Here is a 13,569-nt window from a genome sequence, read left to right as displayed (position 1 = left end):
TCCGCGCTAACCGGAAAGGCCCATGGTCGATCAGGATGAGTCTTGAGCAGCAGGTTTTCGCGCCTAGGAGTCCCATGCCCCGTTCCGCCCTCGTGTGGGCCCTCGGCCTCGTCATCGCGGGGTCCGTCGCGGTGGCCGTCTGCGTCCTCACCGCCCCGAAAATCGCCCCCGACGCCCCCCGCGACTTCTTCGACTCGCCCTACCTGCTGCTCGCGTTCGCGGGCTTGGGGGTCCTGGCCGGTCTGGCCGGATGGTTCGTCCCTCGGACGGGGATCCTGTGGGGCCTGCTCGCCGTCGCCCCGTTCTTCGTATATTTCGCGATCACCATCATCAGGGATCTCGGGGAGGACGACCAGGGGCTCTGGCCGGTCGGCGTGGTGTTCCTGGTGGCTCTCACCCTCATCCCCGCCGCCGCCGCCCTGACGACGTCACTCATCCACAAGGCCCGCTGAGGGCGTCGCCGCGATCGCCCGCGGTCAGGCCGGCGGACAAGGCGCTCGGCTCATCGGTCGTGGAGTGTCATCGCCTGACGTCGTAGACACGGTTGGTGAGGGTCTCCGTGGCGAGCCTCCACCTGTGCAGCCCCGCTTCGCCGGCGATGCTCCTCATGACCTCCTCGCCCGCGTGATTGCCCAGTGCCCGCGGGCCCTTCTGGGCCAGCGCGCCAGGCAGGCAGAGCACGGCGGAAGTGGACGCGAAGGACCGGCCGATCGGGTTGATCAGGTCCAGGGGATCGGCCGGGGCATTCGGTTCGACGACCATGCAGCCGCCGTCCGCGGCCAGCGCCCGCTCGGCGTGGCGGAGGGCCGCACCCGGGTCCCCGAGGTCGTGCAGGCAGTCGAAAAAGGTGATCAGGTCGTAGTCGTCGCCGGGGAAGTCCGTGGTGGCGGCGACGTCGAACGTCACCCGGTCACCCAGCCCCTGCTCCCGCGCCGCACTGCGCGCGGCCTCGATGGACGGAGCGTGGAAGTCGAATCCCTGGCAGCGGGACCTCGGGAACGCCTGTGCCATGAGCAGGGTGGAGTGGCCGAAGCCGCACCCGACGTCGGCGACCGACGCGCCCCGTTCCAGCTTCTCCACGACGCCGTCCAGCGCCGGCAGCCACTCCTGCACCAGCATCGCCGCGTAGCCGGGACGGAAGAACGCGGCGACCCCCTCGTACAGTTCCGGCCCGTGCTCCTGCCAGGCCACGCCCTCGCCCGTGCGGTAGGCGTCCACCAACGCGTCTTCTGTGGCGTACAGCGGCTTGAGCATCGTGAAGGCGCCGACCAGATACGTGGGTGCGCCGGGGTCCGCCAGCACGGCCGCGTGCTCGTCCGGCAGCAGGTAGGTGCTCGTCCCGGCGTCGTAGAGCACGTATTCGCCGGCCACCTGTGCGGCCAGCCACTCCCTCACGTACCGCTCGGCGAGCCCGGCCCGCTCGGCCAGTTCCACCGAGGTGAGGGGTCCGGCCCCGGCCAGCGCCGCGTACAGGCCGAGCCGGGCGCCGATCGAGGTGGACAGTCCCGCGAACGCGGCGGCGCTGTCGGCGGCCACCCGTCCCAGGAACTCCGCGACCCGGTCCTGGTCAAGCTTCTTGGCATCCGCCACCGTCTTCACCTCTCCTTATGTCACGTGACCACCGCCGTCCATCGTTTCGATAAATAGGTCATACGGCAACATAGACGGCTAAATCGGGCAGGTCTTGGGCGGCGCCCGAGGGGTTCGCACGGTCGATGCGAGCCGATACGGAAGACCGTTATAACGACATATGTCAGAAAACTCCACAAGAATGTAACGAATACGAAATACCGGACCCTGTATACGTTCTTCCAAAAGAATCTTCCAGGAGGAAACGGATGCGGTCCGCGCGCCACCTGAAAACGATCGTCCCGCTCGTCGCCCTCCCCCTGGCCCTCGCGGCCTGTGGCGGAGGCGGCGCCCCCACCAGCGCCCCCTCTGTGGCCGACGCCACCGCCGACAATCGCACCGTCCAGAGCGGTGGCACGCTCGCCGTCGCCCTGAACGCCGACCCCGACGCACTGGACCCGAGCACCGCCACGACGCTCGTCGGCCGTGAGGTCTTCGTCAACATGTGCGAGAAGCTCTACGACATCGACGCGACCTCCACGCTGGTCCCCCAGCTGGCCGCTGCCATGCCCCAGCTCTCCCCCGACGGCAAAGAGGTGACGATCAAGCTGCGGACGGGCCTCAAGTTCAACGACGGCACCGTGATGGACGCCGCCGCGGTCAAGAAGTCGCTGGACCGGCACCGTTCCTGGGAGAAGTCCGCCCGGCAGGCGGATCTGGCCGCCGTCACCGACGTGACCACGGTGGGTGAGGACACGGTCAAGCTCACCCTGTCCCGGCCGGCCACCCCGCTCACCGCCCAGCTCGCCGACCGGGCCGGCATGATCATGTCGCCCAAGGCGCTGGACAGTGAAGGCGACGCCTTCGGCGCGAACCCGGTGTGCGTCGGGCCGTTCAAGTTCGCGAGCCGGACCTCCGGCAGCGAGGTCGTGCTGGAGCGCGCGCCTGACTACTACGACGCCGCCAAGGTCAAGCTCGACAAGATCGTCTACAAGATCATCGTCGACCCGAACGTCCGCGCCGCCAACCTCAGGTCGGGTGACGTACAGGTCGGCGACCAGCTCGCCACCACCACGGTCGCCGGAGTGCAGGCCGACCCCAACCTCAAGGTCGTGTCGGGCGGAGGTCTCGGCTACTTCGGGATCAACGTCAACATCGGCAACGTCGCCGGTTCGACGGAGAAGTACGGCTCGGTGGACAGCGCGCTCGGCAAGAGCCCGGAGCTCCGCGAGGCGTTCGAGCTCGCGCTCGACCGTGACGCGATCAACAAGACCGTCTACAACGGCCTGTACGAGTCCGACTGCTTCCCGCTGCCGGCCGACAGCCCGTACCGCGCGGCGAGCCTCCAGTGCGCGCCGCACGACGTGGCCAAGGCCAAGCAGCTCGTCCAGGCCTCCGGCGTGCCGACGCCGATCCCGGTGACCCTGACCACGCCGAACGACGCCACCAACCAGCGGCTCGCCCAGGTGATCCAGCAGATGACCAAGGAGGTCGGCTTCGATGTCAAGGTGGAGACCGCCGAGTTCGTCGCCACTCTGGAGCAGGGCGGGGCGGGCAAGTACGACACGCTGCTCACCGGCTGGTCGGGCCGCGTAGACCCGGACGGCAACCTGACCAACATCATCACCACCGGGGGCAGCAACAACTACCCCGGCATGTCGGACCCCGACATCGACGAGCCGATCAAGCAGGCCGCGGCGGCCACCGACACGGCCGAGCGGGCCGAGCTGTACGCGAAGGCCATCCAGAAAGCCGCTGACCTGCGCGGATTCATCTACCTATACCACAACAAGTACTACCTGGGCATGAACAAGACCGTCGCCGGCGTCCAGTACTTCAAGGACGGCCTGCCTCGCTTCACCACGGCCGGGTTCACCGCGAAATGACCTGGTTCATTCTGCGGCGCTGCGGCGCGGCGGTGATCGTGCTCCTCCTGGGCAGCGTCCTGATCTTCCTCGGGGTCAGGGCGCTGCCGGGGGATCCCGCGCTGGTCATGGCCGGGGAGGACGCCTCACCGGCCCTGGTCGCGGCCATCCGGGAGGAGTACGGCCTGGACCGGCCGCTTCCCGTGCAGTACGTCGAGTACCTGCGCCAGACCCTGTCCGGCAATCTCGGCAGGTCCACCCAGGACCAACTGCCCGTCGCGACCATCCTGGCCGAGCGGCTGCCGGTGACGCTGGAGCTGACCGCGCTCGCCATGTTGGTGGCGGTCACGGTCGGCGTGCTGGCGGGCATCGTCGCCGCCGTCCGGCGCGGCCGCGCCGCCGACTACGTGGCCACCGGCTTCGGCCTGGCGGGATTGTCCATCCCGCACTTCTGGCTCGGGCTGCTGGCCATCCTGCTGTTCTCGGTCACGCTGCGCTGGCTGCCCGCCTCCGGGTATGTCCCGTTCACCGAGGACCCGGTGGGGAACCTGCAGCGCATGTTGCTGCCGACGCTGGTCCTCGGCATGGGGTTCGCGGCCGTGCTGATGCGGCAGACCCGCTCGGCGATGCTGAGCGCGCTGTCCGCCGACTACGTCCGTACGGCCCGCTCCAAGGGCCTGCCGGAACGCGCCGTGGTGGGTGTGCACGCGCTGCGCAACAGCCTCACCACCGTCGTGACGGTGCTCGGCCTGCAGCTCGGCGCGCTGATCAGCGGAGCCGTCGTCACCGAGCAGATCTTCGTGATCCCGGGCTTCGGCAAGCTCACCGTGGACGCCGTGCTGACCAGGAACTATCCGGTCATCCAGGCGGTGGTGCTGGTGACCGTGACCGCTTACGTGGTGATCAACCTGCTGGTCGACATCGTGTACGCCTTCCTCAACCCGCGCATCCGGCTTTCGGGGGCGTCCCATGGCTGACCCGATGACGGTCTCCGTGGGGGCCATCCGCGTGGGGAGCCCGGCGGAGCGACGACGCCGGCTGTGGCGGCGGTTCCGCCGCCGCCCGATGCCGATGGCCGGCCTCGTGCTCGTCGCCGGGTTCCTCCTGCTCGCCCTGGTGGGGCCGTTGGTGACCGGCGACCCGATCATCCAGGACTACGCGGCCACGCTCGCCCCGCCGTCGGCCGCCCATCCGATGGGCACCGACGATCTCGGCCGGGACGTGCTGGCGAGGATCGCCTCGGGCGCGCGGGTCTCCCTCCAGGCGGGCGTGTTGTCCACGCTGCTCGCCATGGTGGCGGGCATCCCGATCGGGCTGCTGGCGGGCTTCTATCGGCGCTGGCTCGACCCGCTGGTCGGGAGGCTGGTCGACGTAACACTGGCATTCCCGTTCCTGGTGTTCGCGGTGGGCCTGGCCGCGATCATCGGCCCGTCGCTCACCGGGGTCGTGCTGGCTCTCGGCTTCGCCCAGCTCCCCGCCGTCATCCGGATCACCCGTGGCGAGGTCCTGGCGATCAAGGAGATGGACTACGTCTCCGCGGCGATCGCGGACGGCGCCGCCGACGGCCACATCCTGCTCCGCTACGTCCTGCCGAACTGCGCCGGGCCGCTGATCGTCCAGGCCACGGTGGCGATTCCGACGGCGATCATCGGTGAGGCCACCCTGTCCTTCCTCGGTCTCGGCGTGCAGCCGCCGACCCCGTCGTGGGGCGTCATGCTCACCGTCGCCCAGCAGTACCTCGACGTCGCCCCGTGGCTGGCGATCTGGCCGGGTCTGCTGATCGCGCTGGCCACACTCGGATTCAACCTGCTCGGCGACGGGCTGCGCGACGTCCTCGATCCCAGGAGCGGCCTGTGAGCCTTCTCGACATCACCGACCTGACCGTCGGCTTCGACACCGAGGACGGCCACGTCCACGCGGTCAAGGAGGTCTCACTCAGCCTGGAAGAGGGGGAGATCCTCGCCCTGTGCGGCGAGTCGGGCTGCGGCAAGACGGTCACGGCGATGTCGGTGCCGAGGCTGCTGCCACCCCGCACCACCCGCCTGACCGGCTCGATCCGGCTCGACGGCCGCGAGCTCACCACCCTGCCCGAGCCGCAGATGCGCCAGGTGCGCGGCAAGGAGGTCTCCGTCGTCTTCCAGGAGCCGATGACCTCCCTGAATCCGTCGTTCACGGTCGGCTTCCAGATCGCCGAGGTGCTGCGCAGGCACGAGAACCTGTCACGCGGCGCCGCCCGCCGCCGCGCGGTCGAGTTGCTCGAACTCGTCGGCATCCCGGCTCCGGCCCAGCGGATCAAGGAGTATCCCCACCAGCTCTCCGGGGGGATGCGGCAGCGCGTGATGATCGCCATCGCGGTGGCGTGCTCGCCGCGCGTGCTGATCGCCGACGAGCCGACCACCGCCCTGGACGTGACGATCCAGGCGGGCGTGCTCGACGTCTTCCGCGACCTGCGCGACCGGCTGGGCACCGCGATCATCCTGATCACTCACGACCTCGGCGTGGTCGCCGACATCGCCGACCGTGCCGTGATCATGTACGCGGGACGGGCGGCCGAGCAGGCCCCCGTCGAGGAGTTGTTCGCCCGTCCCCTCCACCCGTACACCCTGGGCCTCATGAAGGCCCTGCCCGCCGCCGCCGTCGCCGCCGGCCCCGGCGGGCGGCGCAGGCTGGCGGAGATCCCGGGAATGGTCCCCTCACCACTCGCCGACCCCGCCGAGTGCGCCTTCCACGCCCGCTGCCCGAGCGGGCAGGACGACTGCCTCGCGGCCCGGCCCTCCCTCGTACGGCACGGCCCGGCGCACCTCGCCGCCTGCTTCCATCCCGCGCGATCAGGAGAACAACCGTGAACGAACCCGTCCTGCGGATCGACTCCCTGGTCAAGCATTACGGCCAGGTCAGAGCCGTGGACGGGCTGTCGCTGACGATCGGGCAGGGCGAGGTGCTCGGCCTGGTCGGGGAGTCGGGCAGCGGAAAGTCCACCGTCGGCAAGTGCGTGCTGCGCCTGACCGAGCCCACCTCCGGCACGATCACGCTGGGCGGCCGGGACGTCACCCACCTGTCACGCCGGGCCATGCGCCCGCTCCGCAGGGACGTCCACATGGTGTTCCAGGACCCCTATTCGTCGCTCAACCCGCGCTTCTCGATCGAGCAGATCGTCAGCGAGCCGCTGCTCCGGCACAAGGTGATGCGCAGGCGAGAGGCGGGCGAGCGCGTCGCCGCGATGCTGGAGAAGGTCGGGCTGCGCACCGAGATGATGTCGCGTCTCCCCCACGAGCTGTCCGGCGGGCAGCGGCAGCGCGTGGGCCTGGCCAGGGCGCTGGTCCTGGAGCCGAAGCTCGTGGTGGCCGACGAGCCGGTGTCCGCCCTCGACGTCTCGGTCCAGGCCTCGGTGCTCAACCTGATCACCGACCTGCAGCGCGACATGGGCTTCTCCTGCCTGTTCATCACCCACGACCTGTCGGTGGTGGAGTTCCTGGCCGACCGGATCGCGGTCATGTACCTGGGGAAGATCGTGGAGACCGGGCCGACCGCGGAGTTGTTCGCCGGACCCCGGCATCCGTACACGCAGGCGTTGCTGTCCGCGGCTCCCGTTCCCGACCCCGCCAGGGCGCGCGAGCGCCGCAGGATCGTGCTCGGCGGCGACGTCCCGAGCCCTCTCGATCCTCCGGCGGGCTGCCGTTTCCACACCCGCTGTCCGCTGGCCTTCGACGCCTGCCGTACGGTCGATCCGGCGTTGACCGACCCCCGGGACGGCGACCACCCGGCCGCCTGTCACCTGGTGACGCCCGAACGCCGGCCCGACGCGGCCGTCCCCGGGCGGACGCTCGAGTACTGATCGGTTTGCTGAAGGAAGGGACCGGGTGTTCACCACAAGACCCGAACTGACGGGCGACTTCGGAATGGTGGCAAGCACGCACTGGCTGGCCTCCGCCGCGGGGATGAGCGTGCTGGAGCGCGGGGGCAACGCCTTCGACGCGGCCGTGACGGCGGGGTTCGTCCTCCAGGTGGCCGAGCCGCACCTCAACGGACCCGGCGGCGAGGTGCCGATCCTGCTGTGGAGCGAGGCCGAGCAGCGGCCCTTCGTGGTCTGCGGGCAGGGCGTGGCACCCGCGGCGGCGACCATCGAGCGGTTCACCGACCTCGGTCTGGACGTCGTCCCCGGGACCGGGCTGCTGGCCGCCACCGTGCCCGGCGCCTTCGGCGGGTGGATGCTCATGCTGGAGCGCTGGGGCACGTGGTCGCTGGCCGACGTGCTGGAACCCGCCATCTCCTACGCCGAGCACGGCGTCCCGGTGCTGGAGCGCGTCTCGGCGACGATCGGCACCGTGGAGCGGCTGTTCTCCGAGGACTGGCCGACCTCGGCCGCCACCTGGCTGCCGCACGGTCAGGTGCCGGAGCCGGGCTCACGGCTGACCAACCCGGTGCTGGCCGCGACCTACCGGCGCCTGGTGACCGAGGCCGCACAGGCCTCCGGCACGCGGGAGGGGCAGATCGCCGCAGCCAGGGACGCGTGGTACCGGGGCTTCGTCGCCGAGGAGATCGCCCACTTCAGCGGAGGCAAGGCCTGGCGCGACAGCTCGGGAGAGCCGCACTCCGGCCTGCTCACCGGCGACGACCTGGCAGGCTGGGCGGCGTCCGTGGAGGAGCCGCTGACCTTCGACTACCACGGCCACACCGTGTGCAAGACGGGGCCGTGGGGTCAGGGGCCGGTCTTCCTGCAGCAACTCGCGCTGCTGTCCGGGTTCGACCTGGGCGGGATGGGCCACCTCAGTCCTGACTACGTGCACACCGTCATCGAGTGCGCCAAGCTGGCCTTCGCCGACAGGGAGGCGTGGTACGGCGATCCGGGCTTCGCCGACGTGCCGATGGCCGGCCTGCTGAGCGAGGCGTACAACGTGGAGCGGCGCACGCTGGTCGGCGAGGACGCCTCCTACGAACTACGGCCGGGCGCCCCGGAGGGCCGCGTTCCGCGGCTTCCCCACCTGCCCGGGCCGGGCACGGTCAGCCACGCGCCGGGGGTGTCCCGCACGCGCGGGACCGCTGGTGTGGGGGAACCGACCGTGGGCGGCGACGGCCGGGTCAAGGGCGACACCTGCCACGTGGACGTCGTGGACCGGCACGGCAACATGGTCTCCGCCACGCCCAGCGGCGGCTGGCTGCAGAGCTCGCCGACGATCCCCTCGCTCGGGTTCTGCCTGGGCACGAGAGGCCAGATGTTCTGGCTGCAGGACGGGCTGCCCGCGTCGCTGCGCCCGGGAAGCCGGCCGCGTACCACCCTGTCCCCCTCTTTCGCCCTACGGGACGGCAGGCCCTGGCTGGCGTTCGGCACCCCCGGCGGGGACCAGCAGGATCAGTGGAGCCTGAACTTCTTCCTCTCCGTGGTCCACGGCGGGCTCGGCCTCCAGGAGGCCGTCGACGACCCCATGTTCCATTCCGAGCACTTCCCCAGTTCGTTCTTCCCCCGCGGCTCGCTGCCGGGTGTCCTGCACATCGAGGAGCGGGCGGATCCGGCGCTCGTCGCCGAGTTGCGGCAGCGCGGCCACCAGGTGGAGGTGCTCGGTCCGTGGTCGCTCGGCAGGCTGAGCGCGGTCGCGCGGGACACGGCTCCGGGCGGATTCCTCCACGCGGCGGCCAACCCGCGCGGCGCCCAGGGATACGCCGTGGGCAGGTGAGTCGATGACGCCGACGGCACCGGTTAAACCGCTTAAGCCGCTTAAACCGCGCCGGTGCCGGCCAGGCCCTCCCAGGACCAACGGGGCACGGGCAGGCTCGAAGCCACCTGGGAGCCGCGCGGAGAGTACGAGACCACCTCTGCCACAGCCCACTCCATGTACGACCGCAGAGCGGCCCGGAAGTCGGGGTCTTCGGGCAGGCCCGCGTCATCGGCCGCCTGCACGAAGCATCTGACGAAGCGTTCCCCCAGGTCATGTTCCGCGCCCTGGCCGGCGTGGATGCCGAGCATCGCCGAGTGCCCCCCGCACGACTGCGAGTAGAGGGCGGGACCACCGAACACTTCAGCCCAATAGCTCGCCAGTCTCTCCACATGCTGGGGATGACCGGGATGCGAGAACGGATGGTTCAGCACCGGATCCCGCAGGCAGCGTTCGTGGTGGGCGGCCGCGAGCGCGAGGAACGCCTGCTCGCCGCCGGCGAACTCGAATATCGATGGCCGCGACACGGCTACCACTGTGCCACAGGCCGGCGTCCGGCCGCCCGCTGTCCTTCCGAGACCGGCTCAGCCGGCCGAGAGGCTCGCGGCGTCGACGATCTCGGCGCCCTCGGGCGCTTCGAACGCCTTGGAGTCGGCCTCATCGGTGAAGCTCACCAGTTCGATCGAGGCCTTTTCCCCGTTGGTCAACGTGCCGGTGAAGGAGGCGAGAACGCCCGCCTCCGTGACGCACACCGAGAAGTCGCGCGGTGCGTCGGTGTCGCCCGGCGACGCGGCCGCCTCCAGCCCTGTGGCGGTGGCACAGAGCGAGTCCTGACCGGCGATCTCCTTCTCCTCGCTCTCGATGTCGGCGCCGGGGACCACAGCGGCGGCCGCGACGACCCCGAGCGCCAGTTCCGGCGTGACGAAGCCGGGCCCGGTCGCGGCCGTCAGCGCCCCGGCGTTGCCGGCGCCGGCAGCCGGGGCGCGGGTACAGGTGTTCTCCGCGCAGAGCAGCATGTGGTCGGGCGTGAAGATGTACCTGCCTTCGGGGCCGATGAAGACCGAGTTCGGCGGCTCCTGGACGAGCGTCACCGTGCCCCCGTCGGTGGACTTGTACGTGGCGGTGAACGTGAGGCCGGCCGACTTGCCCAGCCTGTCGCTGAACGTGGACAGCGTGTTGGCGGAGTCGACCACGTTCGTGACCTGGCCGATGACGCCGCAGCCCATGAGGGAGGTGCCGAGGACGCCGACGGCGGCGGTCAGGGAAGCGAGGCGGACGGCGATGCGGCGACTGCCTGCCTCGGTCCTGATCTGGGCGCGCGTTGAGAGGTGCATGGTGATTCTCCTGAAGTGAGAGGGCCGGCTCCGGCGACGCTCCCGGGACCGCACGACAAGAGATAGATCACGTTCCTTGCAGCATGATTGCGCCGCCTGACCGCCTCGCTTGCGGATCACTTACACACCAGCGCGGCCTTGCCGTCAGGTGAAGCAGCGTTGAGTTCGGCGGCGCGGGTGCCGGTATCGGCAGGTCTAGCGGGCCCCGCCGCCGGGCCTGCCGGAGCGCTGTCGTCTGCGCCTCGTGATCGGGTTCCGCTCTCCGGCATCGGCATGGACATCGTCTCCGGCGCCGATGGCCGCGCGCTCGTCGTGGCTGCGTTCCTCTTCGAGCGGGACGTGGTCCGTGCCGTAGGCCTCGCTGACCTTCGCCCGCAGCCGGCCGAGGGCGGTGCGGGTCTCCTTCGGTGGGATGCCGTCGCCGTCCACGCCGCTCTCGATGATCGGAATCTCTTCCTTGCCCCGGATGTGGTCGGCGATGTCCTGCGTCGCCGGGGTGTGGACCTCGATGTACTCACCGTTCGGCAGGCGCTTGATGACGCCCGACTCCACGCCGTGGGACAGCATCTCCGCGTCCCTGCGCTGGAGGCCGATGCAGATCCGGTACGCGACGACGAAGGCCAGCGCGGGACCGATGAAGATCGCGAAGCGCCCGAAGATCGTCGTCAGGTACAGGCTGATGTGGAAGTTGGCCGAGATCTCGTCGTTCGCTCCGAGCAGCCAAAGAAGACCGTAGAAGGTGATTCCCGCGAAGCCGATCCCCGTGCGGACGGGGTTGTCGCGCGGCCGGTCGGCGAAGTGGTGCTCCCGCCGGTCTCCGGTCACCCACTGCTCGACGAACGGATACACCGCCAGGCCCGTCAGGATGACCCCCATCGGCAACAGCGCCGGGATCAGCACGCTCAGCGACAGCGTGTGACCCAGGAAGTTGATCTCCCAGGAGGGCATCAACCGCAGCGAGCCCTCCAGGAATCCCATGTAGAAGTCGGGCTGGCTGCCCGCCGAGATGGCCGCCGGCGTATATGGACCGAACAGCCAGATCGGGTTGATCTGGGCGAAGGTGGCCAGCAGCGCGATGACGGCGAAGGTGAACAGGAAGAACGCGCCCGACTTCGCCATGAAGGAGGGGTAGAAGGGCCCGCCCACCACGTTCTTCTCGGTCCGGCCGGTGCCCGGCATCTGCGTGTGCTTCTGCACCCACATGAGAACCAGGTGGGCGGAGATCAGCGCCAGCAGGATGCCCGGGATCAGCAGGATGTGGATCGTGAAGAACCGCGGAATGATGTCATGGCCGGGAAACTCTCCACCGAAGAGCAGGAACGCCAAGTACGTCCCGACCACGGGGATGCCCAGTATGACGCCCTGAGTGATCCGCAGACCGGCGCCGGAGAGCAGGTCGTCAGGGAGGGAGTAGCCGGTCAGGCCCTCCAGCAGCGCCAGTGTGAGCAGTCCGAGGCCGATGAGCCAGTTCAGCTCACGCGGCTTGCGGTAGGCGCCGGTGAAGAACACCCGCAGCATGTGGACGGTCATGCCCGCCACGAACAGCAACGCCGCCCAGTGGTGGATCTGCCGGATCAGCAGACCGCCGCGGACGTCGAAGCTGATGTTCAGCGCCGAGGCGTAGGCCTCGGACATCCTCACGCCCACCAGAGGCTGGTAGGAGCCGGAGTACACGACTTCGCCCATGCTCGGCTTGAACCAGAACGTCAGGAACGTGCCGGTCAGCAGCAGGATGATGAACGAGTACAGCGCGATCTCGCCCAGCAGGAACGACCAGTGATCGGGGAAGATCTTCCTCAGGTTGCGCTTGAGAAAGCCGCCCGGCCCGATGCGGTCGTCGAGGAAGGTCGAGACCCCTGCGATGAGTTTCGGGGCGGTTTTCAATGAAGCCCCTCTCGGAGATCGGGCATAGCACGGCCCGAGCGTCCTGTGGCGTCAGCCGGTCCGCTCCCTGGCTTCGCCTCGCCGCCGCCTCCCTGGCCGTCCGCGGCCCCCACCACGGATCGCCTTCACGGCATGATCACTTTCACGGCGTGAACACGGCGCCTTCACGATGCCTTCACGGCGTGAACACGACGAGGCGGAAACGGTCACGGCTCGCCAGGCGGATGCCCTCCGCGCGTATGCGGCGAATTCAGCCAACCGGTCCACTTCAGTTCTCTTCCAGCCTATCCATCTGTTTTCATGACAAACCTTGAGGCCAGCCACGTATGGGTGCATCCGAGGAGACCGGGCGCATGCCCCAACGCGGGCACCGGACGCGAATGTGAGAACCGTCAGTGGCAACGGACTTTTGAGGGCCAAAAACCGCCTCAAGTCATACGGCTGGCCTTTAGTCTCCCTCACGCCATAAGCGGACAACTCTCCCGTACCCTCCTTCCGCCCCGCTTGGTGATGCGGTTCCTCGATGAACCCGGCCGCACCGGGAGCACCCGCTCGCACCGACCGTCGCAGACCTACACGTTCACTCGCGGCTTAGAATTTCTGTTCTAAATCTGTAGCGGACTGACTACTCAGCGTGAGATTATTCAGACACACGTTCGATGCAGATGGGGAAAGGGGGTGCCGCCGTGAACGACTCACACGGGAGACGTCACTCCTTCTCATCGACCGACGAGATGCCCTGTGGTCCACAGTGGTGGGCGCAGGTGACGGCGCGCGCCCGGTCATGGTCATCCGATGGCAGTTCGGCGTTGAGTTCGCCGCCCCTGGTAGATCCATGGCCAGATTCCCCACCATCAGACCCCGCGCCACCAGACTCCGAGCGACCAGACTCCGCTCAGCCTAACCCCAGGCCATCAGACTCCGCTCGGCCTGACCCCGCGCCACCAGTCCTCGAGCCGTCGGCCCTCGAGCCGTCGGGCTCCGCACTGGACCATTCGTCGCCGTCCGGCCCACGTGACCATGCGCGCACCGGACAGGAGTCGCAAGCGGACGCATCAGCCGAGCCCGGCGAATCAGGTGAGCCCAGCCCAGGTAAGCCCAGCCGATCAGGTGAGCCGGGCGAATCAGGTGAGCCGAACCTAGGTGAGCCCAGCCGATCAGGCGGGCCGGGCGAATCATCCGGGCCGGGCGAATCATCCGAATCGGCGCACACGGCAGCCCCCGCCGGCCCGGATGAGCTGGTGGCAGTGCTGGTGGATGCGGCCA

General features: G+C 69.3%; 11 protein-coding genes. 7 read left to right on the top strand and 4 right to left on the bottom strand.

Annotation, left to right across the window (positions count from 1 at the left end):
• Positions 1 to 74 precede the first annotated feature (74 nt).
• Positions 75 to 452 (top strand): hypothetical protein, encoded by a 378-nt coding sequence (locus tag Pmi06nite_RS34575; RefSeq protein WP_203957406.1) that lies wholly within the window; start codon positions 75 to 77, stop codon positions 450 to 452.
• 67 nt (positions 453 to 519) lie between these two features.
• Here the strand turns inward: Pmi06nite_RS34575 and Pmi06nite_RS34570 are convergent, their stop codons facing one another.
• Positions 520 to 1,599 (bottom strand): class I SAM-dependent methyltransferase, encoded by a 1,080-nt coding sequence (locus tag Pmi06nite_RS34570; protein ID WP_203957405.1) that lies wholly within the window; start codon positions 1,597 to 1,599, stop codon positions 520 to 522.
• Positions 1,600 to 1,838: 239 nt separating this feature from the next.
• Between Pmi06nite_RS34570 and Pmi06nite_RS34565 the strand changes: the two genes are divergently transcribed.
• The 6 genes from Pmi06nite_RS34565 (at position 1,839) to Pmi06nite_RS34540 (ending at position 9,106) form a co-directional block, all read left to right on the top strand.
• Positions 1,839 to 3,455, top strand: coding sequence for an ABC transporter substrate-binding protein (locus tag Pmi06nite_RS34565; protein ID WP_203957404.1), 1,617 nt, complete (start codon positions 1,839 to 1,841; stop codon positions 3,453 to 3,455).
• Complete coding sequence (locus Pmi06nite_RS34560) at positions 3,452 to 4,411, top strand: ABC transporter permease (RefSeq protein WP_203957403.1); 960 nt, start codon at positions 3,452 to 3,454, stop codon at positions 4,409 to 4,411. The genes Pmi06nite_RS34565 and Pmi06nite_RS34560 overlap by 4 nt, the downstream gene beginning before the upstream one ends.
• Entirely contained in the window at positions 4,404 to 5,291 is an 888-nt protein-coding gene (locus Pmi06nite_RS34555; RefSeq protein ID WP_203957402.1) for an ABC transporter permease, read from the top strand. Before Pmi06nite_RS34560 ends, Pmi06nite_RS34555 begins: the two co-directional genes overlap by 8 nt.
• Positions 5,288 to 6,280 carry an ABC transporter ATP-binding protein gene (locus Pmi06nite_RS34550; protein WP_203957401.1) on the top strand — a complete coding sequence of 331 codons (993 nt, stop codon included), beginning with the start codon at positions 5,288 to 5,290 and terminating at the stop codon, positions 6,278 to 6,280. The genes Pmi06nite_RS34555 and Pmi06nite_RS34550 overlap by 4 nt, the downstream gene beginning before the upstream one ends.
• Positions 6,277 to 7,269: an ABC transporter ATP-binding protein gene (locus Pmi06nite_RS34545; RefSeq protein WP_239114399.1), complete on the top strand. Its 993-nt coding sequence runs from the start codon at positions 6,277 to 6,279 to the stop codon at positions 7,267 to 7,269. Before Pmi06nite_RS34550 ends, Pmi06nite_RS34545 begins: the two co-directional genes overlap by 4 nt.
• Positions 7,270 to 7,333: 64 nt before the next feature.
• Positions 7,334 to 9,106 carry a gamma-glutamyltransferase family protein gene (locus tag Pmi06nite_RS34540; protein ID WP_203957529.1) on the top strand — a complete coding sequence of 591 codons (1,773 nt, stop codon included), beginning with the start codon at positions 7,334 to 7,336 and terminating at the stop codon, positions 9,104 to 9,106.
• A gap of 41 nt (positions 9,107 to 9,147) precedes the next feature.
• On the opposite strand, the gene Pmi06nite_RS34535 is transcribed toward Pmi06nite_RS34540, so the two are convergent.
• From Pmi06nite_RS34535 to qcrB, 3 genes are all read right to left on the bottom strand, one after another.
• On the bottom strand, positions 9,148 to 9,612 hold the full coding sequence (locus Pmi06nite_RS34535; protein WP_203957400.1) for a group II truncated hemoglobin: 465 nt from the start codon (positions 9,610 to 9,612) through the stop codon (positions 9,148 to 9,150).
• A 57-nt stretch (positions 9,613 to 9,669) separates the two neighbouring features.
• Positions 9,670 to 10,419: a hypothetical protein gene (locus tag Pmi06nite_RS34530; protein WP_203957399.1), complete on the bottom strand. Its 750-nt coding sequence runs from the start codon at positions 10,417 to 10,419 to the stop codon at positions 9,670 to 9,672.
• Positions 10,420 to 10,614: 195 nt separating this feature from the next.
• A complete protein-coding gene (qcrB, locus tag Pmi06nite_RS34525; protein ID WP_203957398.1) occupies positions 10,615 to 12,303 on the bottom strand; it encodes a cytochrome bc1 complex cytochrome b subunit in 1,689 nt (562 codons plus the stop codon).
• Positions 12,304 to 13,569: the final 1,266 nt, after the last annotated feature.

The organism is Planotetraspora mira (genome assembly GCF_016863275.1).
Lineage (GTDB): Bacteria > Actinomycetota > Actinomycetes > Streptosporangiales > Streptosporangiaceae > Planotetraspora > Planotetraspora mira.
The sequence above is the reverse complement of the archived record's forward strand: the minus strand, read 5'-3'. Positions and strand labels throughout refer to the sequence as shown.